We start from the raw sequence: 23,550 nt of genomic DNA on the forward strand, positions 1-23,550 counted from the left end.
AACACCGATCTGAAGTGAGGATTCACCATGGCAGCGAAAGACGTTCGTTTCGCCTCCGACGCCCGCGAGAAGATGCTGCGCGGCGTCGACATCCTGGCGGATGCCGTGAAGGTCACGCTCGGCCCGAAGGGCCGCAACGTCGTGATCGAGAAGAGCTTCGGCGCTCCCCGGATCACCAAGGACGGCGTGACCGTCGCCAAGGAGATCGAGCTCGCCGACAAGTTCGAGAACATGGGCGCCCAGATGGTGCGCGAAGTGGCCTCGAAGACCAACGACATCGCGGGTGACGGCACCACCACCGCGACCGTGCTGGCCCAGGCCATCGTCCGCGAGGGCGCCAAGTACGTCGCCGCCGGCATGAACCCGATGGACCTGAAGCGCGGCATCGACCTCGCCACCCAGGCCGCCGTGAAGGACATCCAGAGCCGCGCCAAGAAGGTGTCGGCCTCGGAGGAGATCGCCCAGGTCGGCACGATCTCGGCCAACGGCGACAAGGACATCGGCGAGATGATCGCCCATGCCATGCAGAAGGTCGGCAACGAGGGCGTCATCACGGTCGAGGAGGCGAAGACCGCCGAGACCGAGCTCGACGTCGTCGAGGGCATGCAGTTCGACCGCGGCTATCTCTCCCCGTACTTCATCACGAATGCGGAGAAGATGATCGCCGAGCTCGAGGACCCCTACATCCTCATCCACGAGAAGAAGCTGTCGTCGCTCCAGGCGATGCTGCCGGTGCTCGAGGCCGTCGTTCAGACCGGCAAGCCGCTGCTGATCGTCGCCGAGGACATCGAGGGCGAGGCCCTGGCCACCCTGGTGGTCAACAAGCTGCGCGGCGGCCTGAAGGTCGCGGCCGTGAAGGCGCCGGGCTTCGGTGACCGTCGCAAGGCCATGCTCGAGGATATCGCGATCCTGACCCAGGGTCAGATGATCGCCGAGGACCTCGGCATCAAGCTCGAGAACGTGACCCTCCCGATGCTCGGCCGCGCCAAGCGCGTCCGCATCGAGAAGGAGAACACCACGATCATCGACGGCGCCGGCGAGAAGGCCGACATCGAGGCCCGCGTCCAGCAGATCAAGGCGCAGATCGAGGAGACCACCTCGGACTACGACCGCGAGAAGCTCCAGGAGCGTCTGGCCAAGCTCGCGGGCGGCGTCGCGGTGATCCGCGTCGGCGGCGCGACCGAGGTCGAGGTCAAGGAGAAGAAGGACCGCGTCGACGACGCCCTCCACGCCACCCGCGCGGCGGTCGAGGAAGGCATCGTTCCCGGCGGCGGCACCGCGCTCCTGCGCGCCAAGAAGGCCGTGGCGGCCCTGTCGAGCGACAACGCCGACGTCCAGGCCGGCATCAAGATCGTCCTGAAGGCCCTTGAGGCCCCGATCCGCCAGATCGCCAGCAATGCCGGCGTCGAGGGCTCGATCGTGGTCGGCAAGATCGCCGACAAGGGCGACTCGGAGACCTACGGCTTCAACGCCCAGACCGAGGACTACGTCGACATGATCCAGGCCGGCATCGTCGACCCGGCCAAGGTCGTGCGCACCGCCCTGCAGGACGCCGCCTCGGTGGCCGGCCTGCTGGTGACGACCGAGGCGATGGTCGCCGACGCGCCGAAGAAGGACTCCCCGGCTCCGGCGATGCCGGGCGGCGGCATGGGCGGCATGGACTTCTAAGTCCGAGCTATCCAGTCCTGAGAAGACGGAAGGGGGTCGCCGCGAGGCGGCCCCTTTCCTTTTGCGCTCCACCGACGAGACCGGCTTGCCGGTTTGGCAAGCAAGCGTACAATATGACTATTGTAGTCATGGGAGAGCGTCATGCGCGAGATCCAGCTTCGGGACGCCAAGGCGGCCCTGTCGGCCGTCGTCGACGATGCCGTTCGTGGAGAGCCAAGCGTCATCACGCGCCACGGCAGACCTGAAGCCGTCGTGCTGTCGTTCGCTGAATGGCAGCGACTCTCGACTGTGCCGAACTTCGGCAGGCTCCTCGCATCATCGGGACTGCGCGACGGCGATCTGCCCGAGAGAGACCGGACACCTCTCCGTGACATCGACTTCTGATGTATCTCCTCGACACCAACATCCTGTCGGAAGGAGCGCCGACGAAAGAGCAGGGTCTTGGGTTTGGTGATTTCGCCGACTGGCTGGAAGCTGCCGCGGATCACCTCTGGTTGTCGGTCGTGACGATTGCCGAGATCGCGGCCGGAATCGAGCGCTCGGTGATCAGGGGCGAAGCGCGAAAGGCGGCACGGTTGCGCGCTTGGCTCGAGATCGTGGAACATCTCTACGGCCCCCGCATCCTGCCGCTCGGTCGCGACGCGGCACGCCTGTCGGGAATCCTGTCGGCACGTGCTCGGATGGCGGGAGCTTCACCAGGTCTTGCCGATGCCGCGATCGCTGCGACGGCCGAACTGCACGGGTTGCGCGTGCTGACCCGCAACGCGAAGGACTTCGCGCCGATGGGTGTTCCCTTCATCAATCCCTACGAGTCGGGCCTGCCGCCGGTTCCCAACGGGCCATGAGCCAGTCCTCTTTGCGGCCGACATCGAGCCGAATGAACCGCCTGTCGATCTCCACGCCGGTCGCCTCGCGCGTCGTGATTGGGGCGTGACCCAACGGGATGGCGTGCCGGCGAGCCATGGCCTCACCCCAGCTCCAGCCTCCCCTGCCGCTCCCCGAGCGCCACACCCTCATGCGCCAGAAGCCACTGCTTGCGGTGGAGCCCGCCGCCATAGCCGGTGAGAGCCGCATTCGCCCCGATCACCCGGTGGCACGGCACCACGAGGCCGACCGGGTTGGCGCCGTTGGCGAGCCCCACCGCCCGCACCGCCTTGTCGCGGCCGAGGCTTCGCGCGAGGGCGCCGTAGCTCATCGTGGTGCCGGCCGGAATGTCGCGGAGCGCGGCCCAGACCCCGCGCTGGAAGGCGGTGCCGTTGGTCCGCACTGCGAGCCGGTCGATCGCGCGGAGATCGCCAGCGAAATAGGCGTCGATCGGCCCCGCGAGCGCCGGCGGCACGGCGGCGTCCTGCAGGGTGAAGGCGGTGCCGTAATGCAGCCGCAGCAGGCGCCGCATCCGCTCCTCGTGGTCCGACCAGTCGAGGGCGCGCAAGGCACCGTCCTCCTCGAAGACCAGCAGCATCGTACCGATCGGCGTCGGCAGGGTTCCGAGGAGGAAGGGGGGCGGCGCGGGCATGGCCACCCGAACTTAACGCGGGCGCGGGGCCGCCGCGACGGACGCGGCGGCCCGTCCACCGCTCAGTCGAGCCAGCCCTTCAGCTCGCGGGCGACGACGTGCTCGATCACCCGCATGCCCTCCGGGCCGTCGTTGAGGCAGGGCAGGTAGGCGAAGTGCTCGCCGCCGCCTTCCTCGAAATAGTGCCGGTTCTCGCCATCCAACTCCTCCAGGGTCTCGAGGCAATCGGCGGTGAAGCCCGGCGCCACGATGGCGAGGCGCTTCACGCCCTGCGCCGCCAGCTCCTTCACGGTCTCGTCGGTATAGGGCTTCAGCCATTCCTCGTTGCCGAAGCGCGACTGGAAGGTCGTGCGCATCCGCTCCGGCGAGTAGCCGAGCGCCTCGCGGATCAGGCGGCCGGTCTTCACGCATTGGCAGTGATAGGGATCGCCCTTCATCAGGTACGATTTCGGCACGCCGTGGAACGAGGTGAGGATGACCTCGGGCTCGAAGTCGAGGGCGGCGAGGTCGCGGCGGATCGCGCTCGCCACCGCCTCGATATAGACCGGGTCGTCGTGGTAGGGCGGCGAGACCCGCACGGTCGGCTGCCAGCGCATCTTCATCAGCGCCCGGAACGCCTGGTCGCAGGCGGTGGCCGAGGTCGCGGCGGCGTATTGCGGATAGAGCGGCACCAGCAGGATCCGGTCGCAGCCCTGGTCGAGGAGCGCCTGGATGCGCTTGTCGACCTCGGGCTTGCCGTAGCGCATGGCCCAGTCGACCACGACACGGTCCCCCATCGCCGCCTGGAGCTTCTCGGCCTGGCCGCGGGTGATGGTCTTGAGCGGGCCCTCGTCGCGCTCGTTGTTCCAGACCGAGGCGTAGTCGCGTCCCTTCGGGCCCGGGCGCTTGGTCAGGATCACCAGGTTGAGGAGCGGCCACCAGATGGCGCGCGGCACCTCGATCACCCGCCGGTCGGAGAGGAATTCCTTGAGGTAGCGGCGCATCGGCCAGTAGCTCGTGCCCTCGGGCGTGCCGAGATTCATCAGGAGCACGCCGATCCGGCCCCAGCGCACGGCCGGGTGACCGGCCGGCAGAGCGCCGGCGCCGGTCTGGCCCACGGGAGTGGCGCCGCGGGCGAGCGCGGCGTTCGGGGTCACCTCGTTCATGATCGTCCGGTCTGCTTGTCGGCCCGGAGGATGGCGCGCCCGGGCCCGTCTGTCTTCGCGTCGGGTGGCCGCCTACATAGCGCAAAGGCCGCCCGAACCAACGTGTCGTGACGCAGCACCGCGGCGCGCCGCGACGGCCCCCGGTCCGAAGGGCCTTCGGCTGCGATTCAGACATTCAACGGTCAAGGTGACCGTGAGACAATGGTGTCTCACCCTGGGCGTTCTCGAGCCCGCCGGAGCCCCGCATGACCTCGCTCAGCCGCCGCCAGACCCTCGCCTTCGGCCTCGGAGCCGGCCTCGCCGGCCTGGCGGGCGGGCCTGCCGACGCGCGGGCGCCGGACATCGACTTCACCCTGGTCCTCGTCAACGACATCTACCGGATGGGTCCGGTCGACGGCCGCGGCGGTTTCCCGAAACTGGCCGCCGTGGTCAAGGCCGAGCGGGCGCAGGGCCGGCCGGTCCTGGTCTGCCATGCCGGGGACACCCTCTCGCCGTCGCTGATGTCGGGCATCGACAAGGGCCGCCACATCATCGAGCTGACCAACCTCATCAAGCCCGACGTGTTCGTGCCGGGCAACCACGAGTTCGATTTCGGCCAGGACATCTACCTGGAGCGGATGCGGGCCGCGAACTTTCCGGTCTTCGCCGCCAACCTGCGCCGGCCCGACGGCGCGCCGGTGCCGGGCACCAGCGACTCGACGATCCTGACCATCGGCGGGATCACGCTCGGGGTGGTCGGCATCGCCCTGCCGGAGACCCCGGCCAAGTCGCAATCGGGCGATTGGGTGTTCGGTCCCGCCGTCGCCACGCTCGCCCGCGAGGCGGCGTCGTTGCGGGCGGCGGGCGCCGAGATGGTGCTGGCGGTCTGCCACACCGACCGGGCGACCGACGAGGCCCTGGTGGCGAGCCGCCACGCCGACATCGTGCTCTCGGGCCACGACCACGACCTGGCCTTGCGCTACGACGGCCGCACGGTCTTCGCCGAATCCGGCCACGACGCCGAATATGTCACCGCCATCGACGTGAAGGCGGAAGGGACCGGCCGGGCGCTGACCTGGACCGCCGCCTTCCGCATCCACGACACCGCCGAGGTCGAGCCGGACCCTGAGGTGCTGGCGGTGGTCCAGCGCCTGGAGGGCGACCTCGCCCGCGAACTCGACGTGCCCCTCGGCCGGGTGACCAATCCCCTCGACACCCGCATCGAGACGGTGCGCCGGGGCGAGGCCGCCTTCGGCGACCTGGTGGCGGATGCCCTGCGCCACGCCGCCGGGGCCGAGATCGGCCTGATGAACGGGGGCGGCATCCGCGGCAACCGGACCTATCCGGCCGACAGTGAGCTGACCCGCCGCGACGTGCTGACCGAAATGCCCTTCGGCAACACCTCGGTGCTGGTGAAGATCACCGGCGCCCAGGTGCTGGCGGCCCTGGAGAACGGGTTCTCGGAGCTCGGCCGCTCCGCCGGGCGCTTCCCGCAGGTGTCGGGTCTCACCGTCACGGTCGATGCCGCGGCGCCGGTCGGCAAGCGGGTCGCCGAGATCCGCGTCGGCGACGCAGCCCTCGACCCGGCCCGGACCTACACGGTGGCGGCCAACAACTTCATGCTGGCCGGCGGCAACGATTACGGGATGCTGGCCGAGGGGCGGACCCTGGTCGGCGCCACCGACGGCACGCTCGTCGCCAACGTGGTGATGTCCTACATCCGCGCCAACGCGCCGCTGACGATCGAGACGGGGCGCATCACCATCCGCCGCCCCTGAGGTTCGATGCCGACAGACGATTCCGTGGCGGGCGCCCTCGCCCGCTTCCGCGCCACCGGGTCTCCCTGGCTCGCCCTGCCGTTCTTCCGGGACGGCAGCGCCGAGCGGGTGGCGGCGGCGGTCGATGCCCGCCGGGAGGCCGGCGCCCGGGTGCTGCCGGCGCCGGAGAACATCTTCAACGCGCTCACGCTGACGCCGCTCGACCAGGTGCGGGCGGTGATCCTCGGCCAGGACCCCTATCCGACCCCGGGCGACGCCCACGGCCTCGCCTTCTCCTATGTCGGCGGGCGCCGGCTGCCGGCCTCGCTCAAGGTGATCCTCGCCGAGATGGCGGAGGAGACCGGCTCCGCGGTGCCGCAATCCGGCGATCTCAGCCCGTGGGTGCGGCAGGGCGTGCTGCTCCTCAATGCGGCGCTGACCGTCGAGGCGGGGAAGTCCGGCGCCCATATGAAGCTCGGCTGGTCGGACCTCACCGACCAGGCGGTGGCGGCGGTCTCGGCCGAGCGCCCGGCGGTCGCCTTCCTGCTCTGGGGAGCGCCGGCCCGCCAGCGCGCCGCCCTGATCGACCGGGCCAAGCACCTGGTGCTGGAGGCAGGCCACCCCTCGCCCCTCAACCGCAAGGCGGATTTCCGCGGCAGCCGGCCATTCGGGCAGGCGAATGCGTGGCTGGAGGAGAAGGGGCTGGCGCCGATCGACTGGCGCTTGACGTAGATTGTTGATCCCGGTCCAGCAACAGTTCTGACATCCTCCATCGTCATCCCGGGGCCGCGCAGCGGAACCCGGGATGACGATGGGAAGCGACGTCTTATACCAACGGCCTAAGATGCTGACGCATCAAATTCGATCTCGGGCAAGCCCGAGATCGACGAGTCCGTTGGACCATCTCGAATGTTCGACAACAAGCCCAGAAGTCCGGGACCTTGGACTCGACGGAAATTCGAGAACGGAACCGAAGGTCGTTTTCTTTCGACCGTTGGTATTATCTCCCCTCCCCCGCCACGAAGGCCAGCGTCCTGCGATGCGCCTCCTCGTCGGTGAACTGCTCCGGCGGCGACTTCATCAGCCAGCTCGACGGGCCGACCAGCGCCCCGCCGATCCCGCGCTCCCGCGCCAGGGCGGCGCAGCGCACCGCGTCGATGACGATGCCGGCGGAGTTCGGCGAGTCCCAGACTTCGAGCTTCAGTTCGAGGTTCAGCGGCACCCCGCCGAAGGCCGTGCCCTCCAGGCGGATATGGGCCCACTTCCGGTCGCTCAGCCAGGGCACGTAGTCGCTCGGTCCCACGTGGATGTCGTCCGGCGGCAGGGCGGTCTCGAGCTGGCTCTGCACCGATTGCGTCTTCGAGATCTTCTTCGATTCGAGCCGCTCGCGCTCCAGCATGTTGCGGAAATCGGCATTGCCGCCGAAATTGAGCTGGTAGGTACGCTCCAGCTTGACGCCGCGCTCGCGGAACAGATGGGCCAGCGCGCGGTGCACGATGGTGGCGCCGACCTGGCTCTTGATGTCGTCGCCGATGAGCGGCAGCCCGGCCGCCTCGAAGCGCTGGCGCCATTCGGGATGCGAGGCGATGAAGACCGGGATGCAGTTGACGAAGGCGCAGCCCGCCGCCAGCGCGGCCTCGGCGTAGAACTCGGTGGCGGCTTGCGAGCCGACCGGCAGGTAGGAGACCAGCACCTCGGCCCCGGCGCGCCGGAGGCTGGCGGCGACGTCCACCGGCCGGGCGGCCGATTCCGGCACGACCGCCTCGAGATAGCGGCCGAGCCCGTCGAGGGTCGGGCCGCGCTCCACCGTGACCCCGGTCGGCGCAACGGCGGCGAAGCGCGTGGTGTTGTTGGGGGGCGCCAGGATCGCCTCGGCGAGGTCGCGGCCGACCTTGGCCTCCGACACGTCGAAGGCGGCCACCACCGTCACGTCCGCCACCCGGTAGCCGCCGAGATCGGGGCTCATCAGGCCCGGCACCGCCTCGCCCGGGCCGGCCTCCCGGTAATAGGTCAGGCCCTGCACGAAGGAGGAGGCGCAGTTGCCGACGCCCGCGATCGCGACCCGCACGCTCTTCTGGCCCACCGCCCGTACTCCTCGCAACCGGTACTCTCACCCACTAAGTAGAACACTCTGGCGGAGTATCGATCCCCGATCGAGCGTGGCCGTCCCGGCCGACGGGCCCTAAGGTGCGCCGGCAACGGGAGGAGACCGCATGGAGATCTTCGACGGGCCGGAGGCCCTGAAGGTGGCGATCGGGCAGGAGATCGGGGTCGGCGAGTGGATCACCGTCGACCAGGCGATGATCGACCGCTTCGCCGACGCGACGGACGACCACCAGTGGATCCATGTCGACCCGGAGCGGGCGGCGCGGGAATCGCCCTATGGCGCCACGGTGGCGCATGGCTACCTCACCCTGTCGCTGGTCCCGCGCTTCATCGCCGGGGTTCGACGCCTGGAGGGTCTGCGGCTGAGCTTGAATTACGGCCTCGACCGGGTGCGCTTCCCGGCGCCGGTGGTGGTGAATGCGCGCCTGCGCGGCCGGGTGCGGGTGGCCGCCGCCCTCGACGTCCCGCCCCGGGGCCTGCGCACCACCTACGGTGTGACGGTGGAGATCGAGGGCGCCGAGAAGCCGGCCTGCCTCGCCGAGGCGGTGGTGCTGCATCACTGGTGAAACCGGTGAACCGTGCGGTTCCTGACGGATTGTCCGGGGGAGATGCAGCGAGGCTGTCGGGATGACCTTGGAGACGGAGCGGCGCGCCCTTCAGCGCGTGGTGGCTGTGGCGGGGCTCGTGCCGGTCTTGGGCGGGCTCTACGGCGTCTTGTTCGGCCAGGCCGGCCTCGGCGGCGGCCCCTTCGACGTCTCGACCGACAGCCACTTCCGCTACCTGTCGGGATTGCTGCTCGGGATCGGCCTGCTGTTCTGGTCGACGATTCCGGGCATCGAGACGAAGACGTCGCTGTTCCGCTTCCTGACGATGGTGGTGGTGCTGGGCGGCTTGAGCCGGCTCCTCGGCCTGTGGCTCACCGGCGTGCCGTCCCTCACCATGCTGGCGGCGCTCGGCATGGAGCTGGTGGTCACGCCGTTGCTCTGCCTGTGGCAGATCCGGGTGGCGAACCGGGCGGGGGAGACGGTTCTGTAAGTCGAGGCGGCCGGCGACCGCGCATCAACCCTCCCCCCATGGAACTCGGGCTTGCCCGAGTTCCACATCCCCTGTGCCCAACTCGGGCAAGCCCGCGTTCCACATCCCCTATGCCCAACTCGGGCAAGCCCGAGTTCCACATCCCTGTGCCCTAGTCGGGCATGCCCGACTTGGGACGGGGGAGGGTTCAGCCACGGCGCGCCTCTCAATCCACCCGCGTCCACATCTGCTTCTTGCAGATCAGCCCGCCGAGCACGCAGCCCGACAGTTCCAGCACGTTCGGCCCCTTCATGGCGAGCTTGCCCGAATAGGTCTTGCCGTCGCGAAAATTGTAGAGCGAGCCCTCCCAGCCTTCGCCGGCCGGGTGCATGTCGCGGGTGAGCGCCACGCCGACGAGGCTGCGGCCGCGCAAGGATGCGTCGGGGTTGTGGACGTCCTTGGTCTCGCCGGCCAGCACCTTGGCGATCGTGCCGCAATAGGCGGCGGCGCAGCGGCTGATGCGGATCTGCGAATCGCCCGCAGGCGTGAGCCACAGGCCGACGGGCTGGGGACCCGCCTGCGCGCGGGCGAGCGCCGGCGCGCAGGTGAGGATCAGGGCGGCGAGCAGGACGGGACGCAACGGCGCGGGCTCCGGAGACACGAATCACGAGTCCCCCGACCTAGCGCCTTCCCGGCCGTCCCGCCATGCGCCCTTCCCGCCATGCGCCCTTCCCGTCATGTGCCCTTCCCGTCATGCAGCCCGGCGCCCGCGTCAGGCGACGAGCTCCGGGAACGGCACGATGGTGGATTTCACCGTCTTCATCGCCATCGCGTCCTTCACCGCCTGCGACACGCCTTCCTGCGTGAAGGGATAGACCGTCTGCATCTCCAGCCACGGATACTTGTCCCGGGCGCGGTAGAGCATGTCGACGCCGAGCGGCAGGTCGTTGCCGGTGAAGGCCCAGGAGCCGAGGACGTTCAGGTCCTTGGAGCAGATCCGGTGCCAGGACGTCTCGATCTTCCCCGCATCGGTGAACTGGCCCATCTCCACGTAGGTGCCGCCGTCGCGCAGGAACTCGATCCCCTCGGGACCGGCGGTCGGGTGACCGGAGCAATCCATGACGAGGTCGGCGCCGAAGCCGCCGACGATCTCGCGCACCGCCGCGATGCGGGCCTCGGGCGTCGTGACCTTGGTGATGTCGACCGTGGCCTCGGCGCCGAACTTGCGGGCGAGCGCGAGGCGCGGCTCCTCCGGCGCGCCGACGCAGATCACCCGGCCGGCGCCCATCTCCTGGGCGGCCGCCACCGCCAGGATGCCGATCGGGCCGGAGCCCTGGATCACCACGGTGTCGCCCCACTTGAAGCCGCCGGCCCGGGTCGCCCGGTTGAAGGCGCGGATGCAGGAGGTCAGGGGCTCGGAGAGGGCACCGAGGCGCAGCGACATGTCGTCGGGCAACTTGTAGACCTTGGTGCCCGGCAGCATCTCCAAGTCGACATAGACGTACTCGGCCCAGCCGCCCCACAGGTGCGGCGCCTTGTCGAAGCCGAGATAGCGCCCGTAATAGACCGGTGTCAGGCACTTGTTGGCCTGCTCCGGGTAGTGGACGCAGTAATAGCAGTGCCCGCAGGGCATCAGCGGCGGGATCATCACCTTGGAGCCGACCTGGAGCGGCTTCTCCATGAAGTCGGCGGTGAACTCCTCGCCCTTCTCGACGATGACGCCGCCGATCTCGTGGCCGAGCGTGAAGGGCCACGGCAGGGGCTTGGGCCAATGGCCCTTGAGGATGTGCTGGTCGGTGCCGCAGACGCCGCAGGCGCCGACCTTGATCAGGGCGGCCTTGCGCGGCACCTTCGGCCAGGGCACCGATTGGATGACGGGTTCCGCTCCCGGGCCCGCGAACGTGGCCACGCGGATCTCAGGCTTGCTCATCGGCGCTTCCTCGATTGGCTGTTTTGGCGCGGCGCGGGACCGCGGGCCGGGTCTTTGCCCGGCCGCCCCTACCCTAGCATCGAATTCGGATTGTGCATCCCAATCGGGCGCGATCGATCCCGGAGGGGCACGATGGCCCAGGTGAACGCGGGGGAGACGAAGGCCGGGGAGACGAATGCGGCAGAGGTGACGGACAGTCGCGGCTGGATCGATGCCGTCCTCGACCGGATCGAGCCGCCGCCGCTCTCGTCCTGGGCCTATGCCCTGCGGATCTGGCTCGCCATGATGCTGGCGCTCTATGCCGGGTTCTGGCTCGAGCTCGAGAGCGCGTCCTCGGCCGCCGTCACGGTGGCGATCCTGGCCCAGCCCCGGCGGGGGCAGGCGCTGTCGAAGGCGGCCTACCGCTTCCTCGGAACGCTCATCGGCTTCGCGGTCGCGATCCTGTTCACCGCCCTGTTCGGGCAGGACCGGGTCGAGATGCTGGTCGCCTTCGCGACCTGGATGGGGCTGTGCGTCTTCGTCGCCAACTATCTCCAGGGCACGAAGGCCTACGGCGCCATGCTGTCGGGCTACACGGTGGCGATCATCGCCATCAACAACATCGACGCGCCGCAATCGGTGTTCGAGTCCGGCGTCGCCCGCGTCGCCGCGATCACCCTCGGCATCCTGTCGATCACCTTCATCAACGACGCGCTCGGCGCCCCTTACGTCTTCCCCGAGCTCAGCGCCGGCATGGCCAAGGCCCGCGACGCGGTGCGCGACTTCGTCCGCCGGGCCGTCCGGGACGGCGATCCGGGCCCGGAGGACGCCGCCGACGCGATGCGCCTGGTGGCCGCGCCCCGCGACGCGATCGGGGTGGTCGGGACGGAGTTCCACGACGGCGAGAACCGGGCGGCGGGGGCGCGGAGCGCGGTGGCGTCCCTGTTCGCCTCGGTGGCCGCCGCCCGCTCCTTCGCGCTGGCGGTCTCGCGCTCCGGCGATCCGGACGACCTGCGGGCCAAAGTGCTCGCCGGCCTCGACGGCGACCGGAACGCCCTGCCCGACCTGATGGCGCGCCTCGACGCGCTGGCGGCGCGCGGCGCGGCGGATCCGGATTCGGTGCTGCTGCACCGGCGGGCCGTCGACCTGCTGCGCCAGGACCGGCTGGCGGAGGATGGGATCGCGGCGCTGGAGACCGGCCGCGAACCGTGGCGCGACATGCGGCTGCCGGTGCATCGCGACTTCCCCGACGCCTTGCGCAACGCCGCCCGGGTGGTCATCACGATCGCGATCAGCGCCGCGTTCTTCGTGCTGAGCGGCTGGCCGGCGACCTCTTCGGCGCTGCTCCAGGTCTCGGCCTTCGCGGCGCTCGCCTCGATCAACCCGAACCCGACCGGCTTCGCCGCCGGGGCGCTCTGGGGCCTGCCGCTCGCCGCGGCCTGCGCCGGGATCGTCGAGTTCGTCGTGCTCGACGGCGGCCAGGGCTTCCCGCTGCTCGCCATCGCGATGGCGCCGGTGATCGTCGCCGCCTCCCTGCTCAGCCTGCGGCCGTCGACGGCAAGCCTCGGCTTCATCCTGCTGGTGTTCTTCCCGGTGGTGCTCGCACCGGCGAACCCGCAGCCCTACAACCCGGAATCCTACCTCAACACCTCCGTGCTGTTCTGCCTGTCGGGGCTGATCCTGTTCCTGGTGATCCGGATCGTGCTGCCGACCACCAATGCCCAGCGCCGGCGCTGGTCGCTCCAGGCCGCCCGGTCCGACGTGATCGAGGCCCTGTCGGGCGAGCCGCAGGAGGCCGACGAGCGGATCTATCTCGATGCGGACCGGGTGGTGCAGTTCGCCGGCTGGGCCGGCACCGCGGGCGCGGTGCGCCGGGCCACCTTGCGGCACGCCTTCGCGCTCGCCGCCCTCGACACCGCCGCCGCCGGGGCGCAAGCTGGCCTGAACCGGCTCGCCGGGGTATCAGCCTATGACGCTGCGGTGCACGAGGCCAGGTCCGCGCTGCGACGGGCCGACGCGGCGGCGTTGCGCGAGGCGGGGGCCGCCCTCCTCGCCGCCGCCCGCGCCGCGCCGGCCGAATCGCGCCGCATCGCAACACGGGTCGTGGCCGACCTCGCCGCCGCGTCCTATGTCGTCGAGGGGCAGGCCCGGGTGCTGCGGCGCCTCGACCTCCGGGGGGCCCGCTAGGCGATGTTTCACGAGCTGACGATCGGCGGGGTGCTGGTCTCCCCCTTCGTCGTCTACGCGGCCCTCGCGCTGGCGATCCTGCTCTGCCTGCGGCCGCTCCTGCGCCTGATGCGCTTCGAGCGCGTCTTCGCCAACCCGCCGCTGGCCGAGGCGGGGATCTACGTGTGCATCCTGGCGCTCTTGATCGTTCTGGTGTGAGGAGAGTGGCGTGGCGGTGAAGCGGACGACCCGGGGCCGGCGTGCCTTGCGGATCCTGGCGACCCTCGTGGTGCTGGTGCTCGCCGCGACCGCCGCCCTGATCGTCTGGCAATATTACGTCACCGCCCCCTGGACCCGGGACGGGCGGGTGCGGGTGCAGGTGGCCAACGTCGCCCCCCAGGTCTCGGGCCAGATCACCGAGCTGCGCGTGGTCGACAACCAGCGCGTCCGCAAGGGCGACGTGCTCTACGTGATCGACCCGTTCGACTTCAAGGTCGCGCTCGATTCCGCCAAGGCCGACGTCGAGAACCGCGCGGCCGACCTCCAGGTCAAGCGCGCCCAGGCCGCGCGGCGCGAGGCCCTGACCACGGTCTCGACCTCGATCGAGGAGAAGCAGCAATATGCCGGCATCGCCAAGCAGGCGGAGGCCGCCTTCGCCTCGGCCCAGGCGCAGGCGGCGCAGGCCGAGATCAACCTGAAGCGCACGGAGGTGCGGAGCCCCGTCAACGGCTACGTCACCAACCTGCTCCTGCGGGTGGGCGATTTCGCCACCACGGGCAGCCCCAACGTCTCGGTCATCGACGCCGATTCCTACTGGATCGACGGCTATTTCGAGGAGACCAAGATGGACCACATCCGTGTCGGCGCTCCGGCGATCGCGGCCCTGATGGGCTATGCCGAGCCGATCCGCGGCCGGATCGACAGCATCACCCGGGGCATCAGCACCCCGAACGCCGCGGCGAGCACGCAGGGGCTTCCCAGCGTCGACCCGGTCTATACCTGGGTCCGCCTCGCCCAGCGGGTGCCGGTGCGCATCCGCATCGAGCAGGTGCCGGCCCATGTCGCCCTGGTGGCCGGCATGACCGCGACGGTCTCGGTCGGCGCCTATGCCGGGCCCGGCGACCGCCTGCGCGACGTGTTCCTCGCCTTCGTCGACCGCCTCGGTCCCAAGCGGCCGCAGGGCGGCGGCGTCGCGCCGGCCGGCGTCACCACCACGGTCGAGGGCTCGCACGACGTTTCGACCCTGCCGGCCCCCGACCCGAAGGCGGGCCCGGGCGCCGAGGAGATCGCGCCGGGCATCGCGCCCGGCATCGACGAGGCGCCGGAGGCCGCCAAGGATCTTCCGGCCAAGGATCTTCCGGCCAAAGATGCCTCGCCCAAGGATGCTCCCTCCAAGGACACGCCAGCCAGGGAGCCGCGCGGCTCGCATCGCAATCAGGGCAACGGCCGCAGCGCACGGGATTGACACGCTCCCGCTTCGCACGGCACAGGAGAGGGGCTTCACCGCGCGCGGGCGTGGCGGAATTGGTAGACGCAGCGGACTCAAAATCCGCCGTCCTCACGGATATGTCGGTTCGAGTCCGACCGCCCGCACCACTCGTCCCGGACGATCCGCGGATTGTTCAGCGTGGCGCCTGGCCACCCGTCGACGGATTCGATCGCCCCCTTCGCCGTCCTGCTGACCTGGTGGCCGCCTCCCAGAGCCTATTCGATTAGTCTCTGCAAATCTGAACCCCTCCTGGCATTCCGGGGCCGCGCAGCGGGGGGTGATGCTGTCGAGCAAGTCAAACAGCCTCTCTTCGGCCACCAGGGGGGACGTGTCGTTCGTCCTCGCCGCTCGGCGCATCGACGGCAGCGCCCGTGCGATGCCGGGCAGGAGGGAGAGCGCCCGGGTCGAGGCGGCCAGCGATGTTCCATCACGGCAGAAGCGGATGCCGCTGCTATCATGGGCCGTCATGATCCGCCGGCCGGCTTGCGGTGCTCGCGGAATGCCGCCGTGATGGTCCGCAAGGTCTCCTTCGTTCGCGCATCGGACAGCGACGAGTGCAGAACGATGTTGTGGGAGGGCAGCGGCGGCAGGCCGAGTTGATCGCCGACCTCCACGGAATCCGACGGTGCGAGCCGGCACGGGAACGGCGCGACCGCGAGGCCCGCCGAAATGGCCGCGGCGTTGGCGGTCGTGCCGCCGACGAAGACCTCCATCCAGGGAATGCCGGCGCGATCGAGCAGGCGCGTCGCCTCGTCGCGCACGGCACAGCAGGGCGAGAGCGTGGCGATCGGCAAGGGTTCGCCCGCATGATGCACGAAACCCGGCGCGGCGAACCAGCCGAAATGCTCCGGCCCGAGGACCTCGCCGTCGCGCCGGTCGTCGTCGCTGCGGATGATCACGGCGTCGAGAGCCCCGCCGTCGAAGGCTTCCATCAGCGCCCAGGAGGTGTCGAGAAGGACCTCGATCGTGAGGGCCGGGTCGAGGGATTTCAGGCGCGCGAGCAGGGTCGGCACCTCCGGCCCCATCACGTGGCTGGCGATGCCGAGCCGGAAGCGGCGGCGCGTGACCGTCAGCCCGGCGACGGCCCGCTCATGCGCGGCCAGGAACTCCCGCGCCGGCGCGATGAAGGTCTCGCCCTGCGCCGACAGCCGCACCTGCCGGGGCGTCCGCTCGATGAGCCTGTGGCCGAGCCTGTCCTCCAGCCGCTTCAGCTTCACGCTGACCGCGCCCTGCGTCGTGCCCAGCGCTTCCGCCGCGCGGGTGAAGCTCCGGTGCTCCGCCACCAGCACGAAGGCGCGGACGGCATCGACATCCAACGTCAGCACGGCGGCGATCCATCATGATTCGTTGTCACTGAAATAGACTGGCATCACGTTGTGTCGTGGTCCAGCCGGAGACATCGTGCGCGGCACCGTCACCCTCGTTGCCGCACCGGGGACGTCCGCGACGAGGGTCCGTCGTGCGACGATGGCCTTTCCGCGCGGCAACCGATCGTCGAGAGGTTGTCCATGTCCGTCCGTCGAACGCCGCGCAACGTCATCGCCCTCGCGGCCGTCTGCCTGTCCGCCCTCATGCTGGGGCTGGAGATCTCCAGCATCCCGGCGATCCTGCCGACCCTGGAGCAGGTGCTTCCGGCCGATTTCCGGGAGCTGCAATGGATCATGAACGCCTACACCATCGCCATGACGACGTGGCTGATGGCGATGGGAGCCCTGGCCGACCGCTTCGGCCGCAAGCGCGTCTTCCTCGCCGGGATCGCGGTGTTCGGGGCCGCCTCCCTCGTCTGCGGCCTGGCCGAGGGCGCAGCGGTGCTCATCGCCGCCCGCTTCCTCCAGGGCACCAGCGCCGCGGCGATGCTGGCCTGCCAGATCGCCGTGCTCTCGCACCAGTTCCGTGACGGCCCGGACCGCGGCCTGGCGTTCGGCTGGTGGGGCATCGTCTTCGGCCTCGGCCTCGGCTTCGGTCCGCTCGTCGGCGGCGCCATCGTCGCCGTCTCGACCTGGCACTGGGTCTTCCTCATCCACGCCGTCCTCGCGGTCGGCACGATGCTCCTCGCCCGGGCCGGCGTGGAGGAATCCGCCGATCCCCACGCGGTGCGGATCGACCTCGCCGGCATGGTCACGCTGTCGGTCGCGGTGTTCTGCCTCGTCTTCCTCATCACCCGGGGGCAGGCCCTCTCGCCGGACGATCCGGCCGGCCTCGTCACGGCCGCCATCGGCGCGCTCAGCTCGGCCCTGTTCGTCGCCGTCGAGACCCGGACGGCCCGGCCGATGTTCGACTTTCGCGCCTTCCGCATCCGGCGCTTCTCGGGCGCCCTCATCGGCGCGAGCGGCATGAATTTCAGCTTCTGGCCGTTCGTGATCTACCTGCCGATCCACTTCCAGGCGGGGCTCGGGCTCGACAGCGTCGGGGCCGGCCTGGCGCTTCTCGCCTACACGCTGCCGACCCTGTTCGTCCCACCTCTCGCGGAGGCTTTGCTGCGGCGCCACGGTCCGCACCGCATCATCCCGCTCGGCCTCTTCACCATCGGCCTCGGCTTCGTGCTGATGCGCACCGCCACGGCGGCCGATCCGGCGAGCTGGGCCGCCATGCTGCCCGGCTGCCTCCTCGCCGGGATCGGCCTCGGGCTCACCAACACGCCGGTCACCAACACCGCGACCGCCGCGCTTCCGGCCGAGCGGGCCGGCATGGCCTCGGGGATGGACATGAGCGCCCGGATGATCTCGCTCGCGATCAACATCGCCCTGATGGGCGTCATCCTGGTGCAGGGCATTCGCGCCGGCCTCGCGCGCCTGCTGCCGCAGGCCGAGGCCACCCTCCTCGACCGCCTGGCCGAGACGATCGCCGCCGGCAACCTGGCGGCCGGGGAGCCCGGCGGGATCGAGCTGGGCGCTACCGCGGCGCGCGACGCGCTGCTGCAGGGCTTCGGCTGGGTGATGCTCTACGGCGCCTTCTGCGCCTGGGCCATGGCGGCGCTCAGCCTCGTCGTGTTCGGCCACAGGACGGTCCTGGTCGAGGCCGAGGGCCGCGCCTGACGGATCGCCGCGGCGTGGGGGGCGGTCCCGGAGGCGGGCTCACGCCTCCGGGACGGCCAGCGCCCGTTCGAGAATCGGGATCACCCGCGCATCCCCCATCTGCGCCACGTTGAAGCGCATCCGCGACCCGGCCGTGTGCGAGACGCTGAACACGTCGCCGGGGGCGAGCACCACGCCCTCGCGCAGGGCGGCCCTCGCCACGGCGGCGGCGTCGCGGTCTCCGGGCAGGGTGCACCAGAGATAGAACCCGCCCCGCGGCATCAGCCAGGGCCGGATGCCGAGCCCGGCCAGCCGCTCGGCGGCCTCGCGCCGGGCCCGGTCGAGGCGCCGGCGCAACGCGTCGAGGTGCTTCCGGTACTGCCCGTCGCCGAGCGCGCCGGCGACCAGCTCGGCCGCGACCGGGCTGACCCCGCCGAAGCTCGTCGCCACCTGGAGATCGATCAGCGCCTCGATCCACTCCGCCTTCGCCACGACGTAGCCGCAGCGGATCGACGCCGAGAGGGTCTTGGAGAAGCTGCCGATCCGGATCACCCGCTCGAGCCCGTCGAGGGCGGCGAGCCGCGGCGACGGCTCGGGCTCGAAGGGAGCGAAGATGTCGTCCTCGACGATTCTGACGTCGTGGGCGGCCGCCGCATTGAGCAGCCGGTGGGCGACGGCCGGCGCGAGGGTGGCGCCGGTCGGGTTGTGGAGGGCCGAGTTGGTGACGTAGAGCCGCGGCCGGTGCGTGGCCGCGGCTTGCGCGAACAGCTCGGGGTCCGGCCCCGCCTCCGTGTAGGGCACGCCGACCACCTTGGCCCGGTGGGCGCGCAGCAGCGCCTGGAAGTTGAAGTAGCAGGGGTCGTCGACCAGCACCGTGTCGCCCGGCCGCACCAGGAGGCGGCAGATCAGGTCGATCGCCTGCGTGCCCGAGCCGGTGAGCAGGACCTGGTCCGGGCCGACGGCCAGCCCCTCGCCGGCGCATTGCCGCGCCAGCAGCCGGCGCAAGGGAAGCGGCCCGCGGGTGGCGCCGTAATCGGTGAGCACCGCATCCTCGGCCCGGGCGAGGCCGCGGGCGGCGCGGCGGAGCGCCGCCACCGGCATCCAGGCCGCCGGCAACCAGCCGCAGCCGGGCTTCGGGATCTCGGGCTCGCCGTCGAGGGATTGCCGGGAGACCCAGAGCGGATCGACCGCCCGGTCGAGCCGCGGGCCGATCTCGGCGAGCGTCGGCGGGGCGGGGGACGCGGCGTAGAAGCCGGATCCGGGCCGGGAGCGCACCACCCCCTCCGCCGCCAGGCGCTCATAGGCCTCGACCACCGTCGAGGGCGAGACGCCCAGGGCGGTGGCGAGCCCGCGGATCGACGGCAGCCTCTCGCCCGGCGCCAGCCCGCGCGCGGCGATCCGTCCCTGGATCGCCGCCATCACCGCCGCCGTCCGCCCGCCTTCGGCCATCGCCTTCATCCCCGACAGTGTGGCTGGGGCGACCCATACAGTTCGGTCTGACCGTATGGGACCGTGCCTTCTGGGGATAGCCCGGCGGCCATATGTCCTTCGCCGGATTCAGAGCTGTTCGAGAGACGAACGATGCAGCGGTCGGCGGACGGGTGGGGCAGCGGGCTCCTCGGGGTGGTCATCTTCAGCGGCTCGCTGCCGGCGACGCGGGTGGCGGTGGGCGGCTTCTCGCCGCTGTTCCTCACCTCGGCCCGGGCGGTGATCGCGGCCCTCCTGGGAGCCGCCCTGCTGTGGGGCCTGCGGCAGGCGCGGCCGGCCCGGTCCGATCTGGCGTCGCTCGCCATCGTGGCGGTCGGCGTGGTGGTCGGCTTCCCGCTCCTCACCGCGCTGGCGCTGCAGCACGTCACCTCGGCCCACTCGATCGTGTTCATCGGCCTCTTGCCGCTCGCCACCGCCCTGTTCGGGGTTTTGCGCGGCGGTGAGCGGCCGCGGGCGGCGTTCTGGTTGTTCTCCCTCCTCGGCAGCGCCGCGGTCGCGGGATTCGCGCTCCTCCAGGGCGGCTCGGCCTCGCTCGCCGGCGATCTCCTGATGCTCGCCGCGATCCTGCTCTGCGGGCTCGGCTACGCGGAGGGCGCGGCCCTGTCGCGCCGTCTCGGCGGCTGGCAGGTGATCTCCTGGGCCCTGGTCCTCGCCCTGCCGGCGATGCTGGTCCTCGCCCTGGCGACCCGGCCGGCGGGCGTGGCGCAGGTCGGCGCTCCGGCCTGGCTCGGTCTCGCCTACGTCTCGGTGTTCAGCATGCTGGTCGGTTTCGTGTTCTGGTATCGCGGCCTGGCACGGGGCGGCATCGCCGGCGTGGGCCAGCTCCAGCTGCTCCAGCCCTTCCTCGGCCTGGCGCTGGCGGGGCTCCTCCTCGGAGAGCCGGTCGCCCCGTCGATGATCGCGGTGACGGGCCTCGTCGTGCTGTGCGTCGCCGGCGCCAAACGGTTCGCGTGATTCGCCCCATCCTGGGCCAGGCCCTGACGGCGACGGTTGACGGTGCGTTTACGGCGTCGTGCGCATCTTACGCACCATGCGTCGTGGCATCGTAGCGTTCTCAGCCTTCACGCTCTTCGGCCTGGGGCTCACCGGATGCGCGCTCAATCGGTTTGAGCAGCGCGAACCCTGGCGGAATCAGGCCGAAGAGGTCTGCCTCGCCCAGAAACTCGTTCGTCCGAGCGAGGACATCCAGCCGATCAAGGAGATCGACGGGCCGGGCGTCTGCGGCATGGTGCATCCGTTCCGGGTCACCCGGCTCGCCGGGGGCACGGTGGTGCTCAAGCAGCGCATGACCCTGGCCTGCCCGATCATCCCGGAGGTCGAGGCCTGGCTCGCCGGCACGGTGCAGCCTGCGGCGCAGATCTATTTCGGCCAGCCGGTGGTCGAGATCAATTCCGGATCCTATGCCTGCCGCGGCCGCAACAACCAGGTCGGCGCCAAGCTCTCGGAGCATTCGTTCGGCAACGCCGTCGACGTGATGTCCTTCCGCTTCGCCGACGGCTACGTGGTGACGGTGAAGGGCGGCTGGCGCGGCACCGAGGCCGAGCAGGGCTTCCTGCGGGAGGTCTTCCTCGGCGCCTGCAACCACTTCACGACGGTGCTGGCGCCGGGATCGAACATCTACCACTACGACCACCTGCATCTCGACCTGGCGCGGCACGATCCCCGGGGCCTGCGCCGCATCTGCAAGCCGCTGATCAAGTACGAGTCGCAGCTGCCGCCCCCCGGCACGCCGCTCTCGCCGATCCGCAGGAAGCCGCCGGCCTGGCAGCCCGCTCCGGACCCGGCACCGATCGACGTCGAGCAGGACGATCCCTACGGCATGACGCCGATGAGCGCCCGGGAGACCGGCTCCCGGGTCGCCCGCGCGCCGTCATCCTCCCCTGCGCCCTCCCCGGCTGCGCGACCCGCGCCGGTCCACGCCTACGCGCCGCCGCCCTCGCCGCGTCCGGCCCTCGCCGCGGAGCCCCGCGCCCTGCCGGAGCCGATGCCGATCGGCAGCCCGACCTGGTCGTCGGGGCCGATCTACTGAGCGTCCCTCAGGCCGTTGCGCCGCCGAGATCCGCCACCACGGCGCGGCGCGCCGCCGCGTCCTCGGCCAGGCGATGGACGTGCATCTCGGTCGCGCCGCGGGCCCGGGCGCGGGTGAGCCAGCCGCGGGCGAGGCGCTCGCGCGGGCTCTCGCCCGCCGCCGCCACGGCCACCAGCTCGGCGGTGCCGTCTCCGTCGCGGCGCACCGCGATCACCACGGCCTCCCCGACCTCGGCCGGATCGTCGTTGAGGGTGTGGATCCCCACCACGTAGCGGCGGCCGGAGCGGCCACGCCAGGCGCTCAGCGGCAGGGCCGGGGTACCCCGCAGGCTCGTGGCCGTCCTCAGGCGCTCCTCACGCACGTCCATTCTCCTCGCGCGGTCGTTCTGGATGTCCCGCATCGCCACCGACCAGGACAGGGCTCGTTTGTTCGCCATTTGTTCCAGCCTAGTTCCGATTCCGGAGGTCCGTCAAGCGCGAACGATCGGAGTTCGGGAGATCTGGAGAGGGAGGGCGCCGGGTTCAAGGCCAGGGTTCCGGCAAGGGCCCGCGAAGGGGCCCGCGAAGGGGCGCGGCGGCCGGGAAACCCTGCCGCCGCGCGCGCTCACCGGCGGTGATGCCAGCCGTGATGGCCCCAGCCGCCACCCCAGCCGACGCGGCGCCACCCGCCGCCATAGCCCCACGGACGGTGCCAGCCCGCCCGGTGCCAGCCACCATAGCCCCAGGGCCGATAGCCCCAAGGCCGGTGCCAGCCGACGCGGCGCCAGCCATAGCCCCAGCGCGGGCCGACCACGACCGGCCGGTAGCCGACGACCGGGGCGTAGTAGACCCGGGGTCCCCAGACGTTCGGGCGGCACCAGCCGCGCCAGTTCCGATGGAAACCGGGGCCGCAGCCGTCGCGCGCCTCTGCGGTCGACGGCGTCCCGACGAGGGCGCCGAGAGACAGGATCGCGGCGCCCGCAGCCATTTTCCAACGCATCATGGCCTCCTGTTGTGAGGCCCATGAAATGCACGAGGCGGCGCGATCGTTTCGAGATTACGAAGAGTTCATGTTCCGATGCGCGCAACCCGTCTACGGCTGTGCTTGCGCGGCGTCGGGGAAGGTATGGAATCCGGATGCCTCGCGGCGGCGGGACGGATCGTCTCGCCCCGTCCCGCTCGGACACCTCATGCCGCAGCCCTTGCGAACGGACGAGTTCGAACGGGCTCGCCAAGCCCCACCGAGCCTTGCGCGCCAGGCGCCGATGCGAAGGCGCGGCGATATCGGAACGAGGTCCGGGATGGGGCCGGGTTCACGCCCCGACGATCGGCATGACCCGAAGGATCACGTTTCCTGTGCCCGCACCGCCCTGCGCGCCTCGCCGGGCTGCCCCGCCTCGCGCACCAGGGCATCCGAGGCGGTCTCGATCCGCTCCTGCAGCTCGGCATAGAACCTGTCCCGGGGCAGGCCCGGCGGGATCACGGGCAGGAACTCGATCACCGCCGTGCCCGGCCGGTAGGTGAGGCGGCGGCGGCCCCAGAACACGCCGGTATTGAGCGCGACGGGCAGGCACGGCACGCCGAGCCGGTCGTACATGTGGACGACGCCGTACTTGTAGGCCGGAGGCGCTCCGGGTGCGCGCCGGGTCCCCTCGGGGAAGATGATCAGGCGCCGGCCATCGGCCATCGCGGCGGCGGCCTCCTCGTTCATCAGCGCCAGGGCGCGGGAGCCCTTCGAGCGGTCGATCGCCACCATCTCGCCGCGCGCGAGGTACCATCCGAACAGCGGCAGCCACATCAGCTCGCGCTTGAGGATGTAGGTGAAGTCGTCGAGCACCGTGACGAGGGCCAGGGTTTCGAGGGCGGACTGGTGCTTGGCCGCCACCAGGACCGCCCCGGCCGGGCGGTGCTCCAGCCCGCGGAACTCGACCCGCAGGCCCACGATGGCGTCGAGCAGCCTCAAGGTCACCCGGCCCCAGGTCTGGGCCAGCCATACCACGCTGCGCCGGGTGGCCAGAGCCGGCAGGCCGCCGATCAGGAACGCGATGGTGACGAGATAGAAGGCGAGGGTGAACAGGATCGAGCGGGCGAGCGGCATGACGGGCGGTACAACGAACCTCCGGGCCGGCGCGGGCGCGCCGCCCGCGTGATGCGGATGGCTCCTCCTTAGAGCATTTCGGCGCCCGCGTAACGGCGATTGCCGGAGCGCTCCGATCGACCTCACGGAAACAGTGCCGGCCAGGGCCGCGGGGCGGATGCCGGAGTGGAAAAAACGTGCTTTAAGCCACGGCG

Annotated in this window: 22 protein-coding genes, 1 tRNA gene and 1 pseudogene; 14 read left to right on the plus strand and 10 right to left on the minus strand. The window is 70.9% G+C overall.

The window, feature by feature from the left end; genetic code table 11:
* Nucleotides 1-27 precede the first annotated feature (27 nt).
* From groL to VQ03_RS20190, 3 genes are all read left to right on the plus strand, one after another.
* Nucleotides 28-1,668 carry a chaperonin GroEL gene (gene groL, locus VQ03_RS20180; protein ID WP_048452693.1) on the plus strand — a complete coding sequence of 547 codons (1,641 nt, stop codon included), beginning with the start codon at nucleotides 28-30 and terminating at the stop codon, nucleotides 1,666-1,668.
* A 141-nt stretch (nucleotides 1,669-1,809) separates the two neighbouring features.
* Nucleotides 1,810-2,052, plus strand: a complete 243-nt coding sequence (locus VQ03_RS20185; RefSeq protein WP_048452694.1) for a type II toxin-antitoxin system Phd/YefM family antitoxin — start codon at nucleotides 1,810-1,812, stop codon at nucleotides 2,050-2,052.
* Nucleotides 2,052-2,513, plus strand: a complete 462-nt coding sequence (locus VQ03_RS20190) for a PIN domain-containing protein (protein WP_048452695.1) — start codon at nucleotides 2,052-2,054, stop codon at nucleotides 2,511-2,513. Before VQ03_RS20185 ends, VQ03_RS20190 begins: the two co-directional genes overlap by 1 nt.
* Nucleotides 2,514-2,635: 122 nt before the next feature.
* Here the strand turns inward: VQ03_RS20190 and VQ03_RS20195 are convergent, their stop codons facing one another.
* Nucleotides 2,636-3,184 carry a methylated-DNA--[protein]-cysteine S-methyltransferase gene (locus tag VQ03_RS20195; RefSeq protein WP_048452696.1) on the minus strand — a complete coding sequence of 183 codons (549 nt, stop codon included), beginning with the start codon at nucleotides 3,182-3,184 and terminating at the stop codon, nucleotides 2,636-2,638.
* Nucleotides 3,185-3,246: 62 nt separating this feature from the next.
* Entirely contained in the window at nucleotides 3,247-4,329 is a 1,083-nt protein-coding gene (gene hemH / locus VQ03_RS20200) for a ferrochelatase (RefSeq protein ID WP_048452697.1), read from the minus strand.
* A 245-nt stretch (nucleotides 4,330-4,574) separates the two neighbouring features.
* Between hemH and VQ03_RS20205 the strand changes: the two genes are divergently transcribed.
* Nucleotides 4,575-6,086 (plus strand): bifunctional metallophosphatase/5'-nucleotidase, encoded by a 1,512-nt coding sequence (locus VQ03_RS20205; RefSeq protein ID WP_048452698.1) that lies wholly within the window; start codon nucleotides 4,575-4,577, stop codon nucleotides 6,084-6,086.
* A 6-nt stretch (nucleotides 6,087-6,092) separates the two neighbouring features.
* The gene (gene ung, locus VQ03_RS20210) at nucleotides 6,093-6,797 is read left to right on the plus strand and encodes a uracil-DNA glycosylase (protein ID WP_048452699.1); all 705 of its coding nucleotides are present in this window, start codon (nucleotides 6,093-6,095) and stop codon (nucleotides 6,795-6,797) included.
* A gap of 268 nt (nucleotides 6,798-7,065) precedes the next feature.
* Here the strand turns inward: ung and VQ03_RS20215 are convergent, their stop codons facing one another.
* A complete protein-coding gene (locus VQ03_RS20215; RefSeq protein WP_048452700.1) occupies nucleotides 7,066-8,148 on the minus strand; it encodes an inositol-3-phosphate synthase in 1,083 nt (360 codons plus the stop codon).
* Between the two features lie 130 nt (nucleotides 8,149-8,278).
* On the opposite strand from VQ03_RS20215, the gene VQ03_RS20220 reads away from it, so the two are divergent.
* Together VQ03_RS20220 and VQ03_RS20225 are read left to right on the plus strand one after the other, a co-directional pair.
* Nucleotides 8,279-8,737, plus strand: coding sequence for a MaoC family dehydratase (locus tag VQ03_RS20220; RefSeq protein ID WP_048452701.1), 459 nt, complete (start codon nucleotides 8,279-8,281; stop codon nucleotides 8,735-8,737).
* Nucleotides 8,738-8,804: 67 nt separating this feature from the next.
* The gene (locus VQ03_RS20225) at nucleotides 8,805-9,206 is read left to right on the plus strand and encodes a DUF4345 domain-containing protein (RefSeq protein WP_048452716.1); all 402 of its coding nucleotides are present in this window, start codon (nucleotides 8,805-8,807) and stop codon (nucleotides 9,204-9,206) included.
* Between the two features lie 205 nt (nucleotides 9,207-9,411).
* Here the strand turns inward: VQ03_RS20225 and VQ03_RS20230 are convergent, their stop codons facing one another.
* Together VQ03_RS20230 and VQ03_RS20235 are read right to left on the minus strand one after the other, a co-directional pair.
* A complete protein-coding gene (locus tag VQ03_RS20230; protein WP_053078671.1) occupies nucleotides 9,412-9,825 on the minus strand; it encodes a DUF2147 domain-containing protein in 414 nt (137 codons plus the stop codon).
* 132 nt (nucleotides 9,826-9,957) lie between these two features.
* Nucleotides 9,958-11,115: a zinc-binding dehydrogenase gene (locus VQ03_RS20235; RefSeq protein WP_048442159.1), complete on the minus strand. Its 1,158-nt coding sequence runs from the start codon at nucleotides 11,113-11,115 to the stop codon at nucleotides 9,958-9,960.
* A gap of 132 nt (nucleotides 11,116-11,247) precedes the next feature.
* On the opposite strand from VQ03_RS20235, the gene VQ03_RS20240 reads away from it, so the two are divergent.
* The 4 genes and pseudogenes from VQ03_RS20240 (at nucleotide 11,248) to VQ03_RS20255 (ending at nucleotide 14,856) form a co-directional block, all read left to right on the plus strand.
* Nucleotides 11,248-13,281 carry an FUSC family protein gene (locus tag VQ03_RS20240; protein ID WP_083468118.1) on the plus strand — a complete coding sequence of 678 codons (2,034 nt, stop codon included), beginning with the start codon at nucleotides 11,248-11,250 and terminating at the stop codon, nucleotides 13,279-13,281.
* Nucleotides 13,282-13,284: 3 nt separating this feature from the next.
* Nucleotides 13,285-13,479, plus strand: coding sequence for a DUF1656 domain-containing protein (locus VQ03_RS20245; protein ID WP_048452702.1), 195 nt, complete (start codon nucleotides 13,285-13,287; stop codon nucleotides 13,477-13,479).
* Between the two features lie 10 nt (nucleotides 13,480-13,489).
* Nucleotides 13,490-14,362 (plus strand): annotated as a pseudogene (locus tag VQ03_RS20250) (efflux RND transporter periplasmic adaptor subunit); the annotation flags it as partial.
* Between the two features lie 407 nt (nucleotides 14,363-14,769).
* Nucleotides 14,770-14,856: transfer RNA gene (locus tag VQ03_RS20255), tRNA-Leu, on the plus strand.
* A 357-nt stretch (nucleotides 14,857-15,213) separates the two neighbouring features.
* On the opposite strand, the gene VQ03_RS20260 is transcribed toward VQ03_RS20255, so the two are convergent.
* A complete protein-coding gene (locus tag VQ03_RS20260) occupies nucleotides 15,214-16,074 on the minus strand; it encodes a LysR family transcriptional regulator (RefSeq protein WP_208605528.1) in 861 nt (286 codons plus the stop codon).
* A gap of 183 nt (nucleotides 16,075-16,257) precedes the next feature.
* Between VQ03_RS20260 and VQ03_RS20265 the strand changes: the two genes are divergently transcribed.
* Nucleotides 16,258-17,784: an MFS transporter gene (locus VQ03_RS20265; protein ID WP_048452704.1), complete on the plus strand. Its 1,527-nt coding sequence runs from the start codon at nucleotides 16,258-16,260 to the stop codon at nucleotides 17,782-17,784.
* A 39-nt stretch (nucleotides 17,785-17,823) separates the two neighbouring features.
* Here VQ03_RS20265 and VQ03_RS20270 read toward each other — a convergent pair whose 3' ends face one another.
* Nucleotides 17,824-19,212: an aminotransferase-like domain-containing protein gene (locus tag VQ03_RS20270; protein WP_048452720.1), complete on the minus strand. Its 1,389-nt coding sequence runs from the start codon at nucleotides 19,210-19,212 to the stop codon at nucleotides 17,824-17,826.
* A gap of 132 nt (nucleotides 19,213-19,344) precedes the next feature.
* Between VQ03_RS20270 and VQ03_RS20275 the strand changes: the two genes are divergently transcribed.
* Both VQ03_RS20275 and VQ03_RS20280 read left to right on the plus strand, forming a co-directional pair.
* A complete protein-coding gene (locus tag VQ03_RS20275) occupies nucleotides 19,345-20,205 on the plus strand; it encodes a DMT family transporter (RefSeq protein ID WP_048452705.1) in 861 nt (286 codons plus the stop codon).
* A gap of 76 nt (nucleotides 20,206-20,281) precedes the next feature.
* The gene (locus tag VQ03_RS20280; RefSeq protein WP_048452721.1) at nucleotides 20,282-21,280 is read left to right on the plus strand and encodes an extensin-like domain-containing protein; all 999 of its coding nucleotides are present in this window, start codon (nucleotides 20,282-20,284) and stop codon (nucleotides 21,278-21,280) included.
* 7 nt (nucleotides 21,281-21,287) lie between these two features.
* On the opposite strand, the gene VQ03_RS20285 is transcribed toward VQ03_RS20280, so the two are convergent.
* The 3 genes from VQ03_RS20285 to VQ03_RS20295 form a co-directional block, all read right to left on the minus strand.
* On the minus strand, nucleotides 21,288-21,716 hold the full coding sequence (locus VQ03_RS20285; RefSeq protein ID WP_048452706.1) for a hypothetical protein: 429 nt from the start codon (nucleotides 21,714-21,716) through the stop codon (nucleotides 21,288-21,290).
* A gap of 167 nt (nucleotides 21,717-21,883) precedes the next feature.
* Nucleotides 21,884-22,258: a GCG_CRPN prefix-to-repeats domain-containing protein gene (locus VQ03_RS20290; RefSeq protein ID WP_053078673.1), complete on the minus strand. Its 375-nt coding sequence runs from the start codon at nucleotides 22,256-22,258 to the stop codon at nucleotides 21,884-21,886.
* Between the two features lie 345 nt (nucleotides 22,259-22,603).
* A complete protein-coding gene (locus VQ03_RS20295; protein ID WP_048452708.1) occupies nucleotides 22,604-23,356 on the minus strand; it encodes a lysophospholipid acyltransferase family protein in 753 nt (250 codons plus the stop codon).
* Nucleotides 23,357-23,550 lie beyond the last annotated feature (194 nt).

It is taken from the genome of Methylobacterium tarhaniae, from assembly GCF_001043955.1.
GTDB lineage: Bacteria > Pseudomonadota > Alphaproteobacteria > Rhizobiales > Beijerinckiaceae > Methylobacterium > Methylobacterium tarhaniae.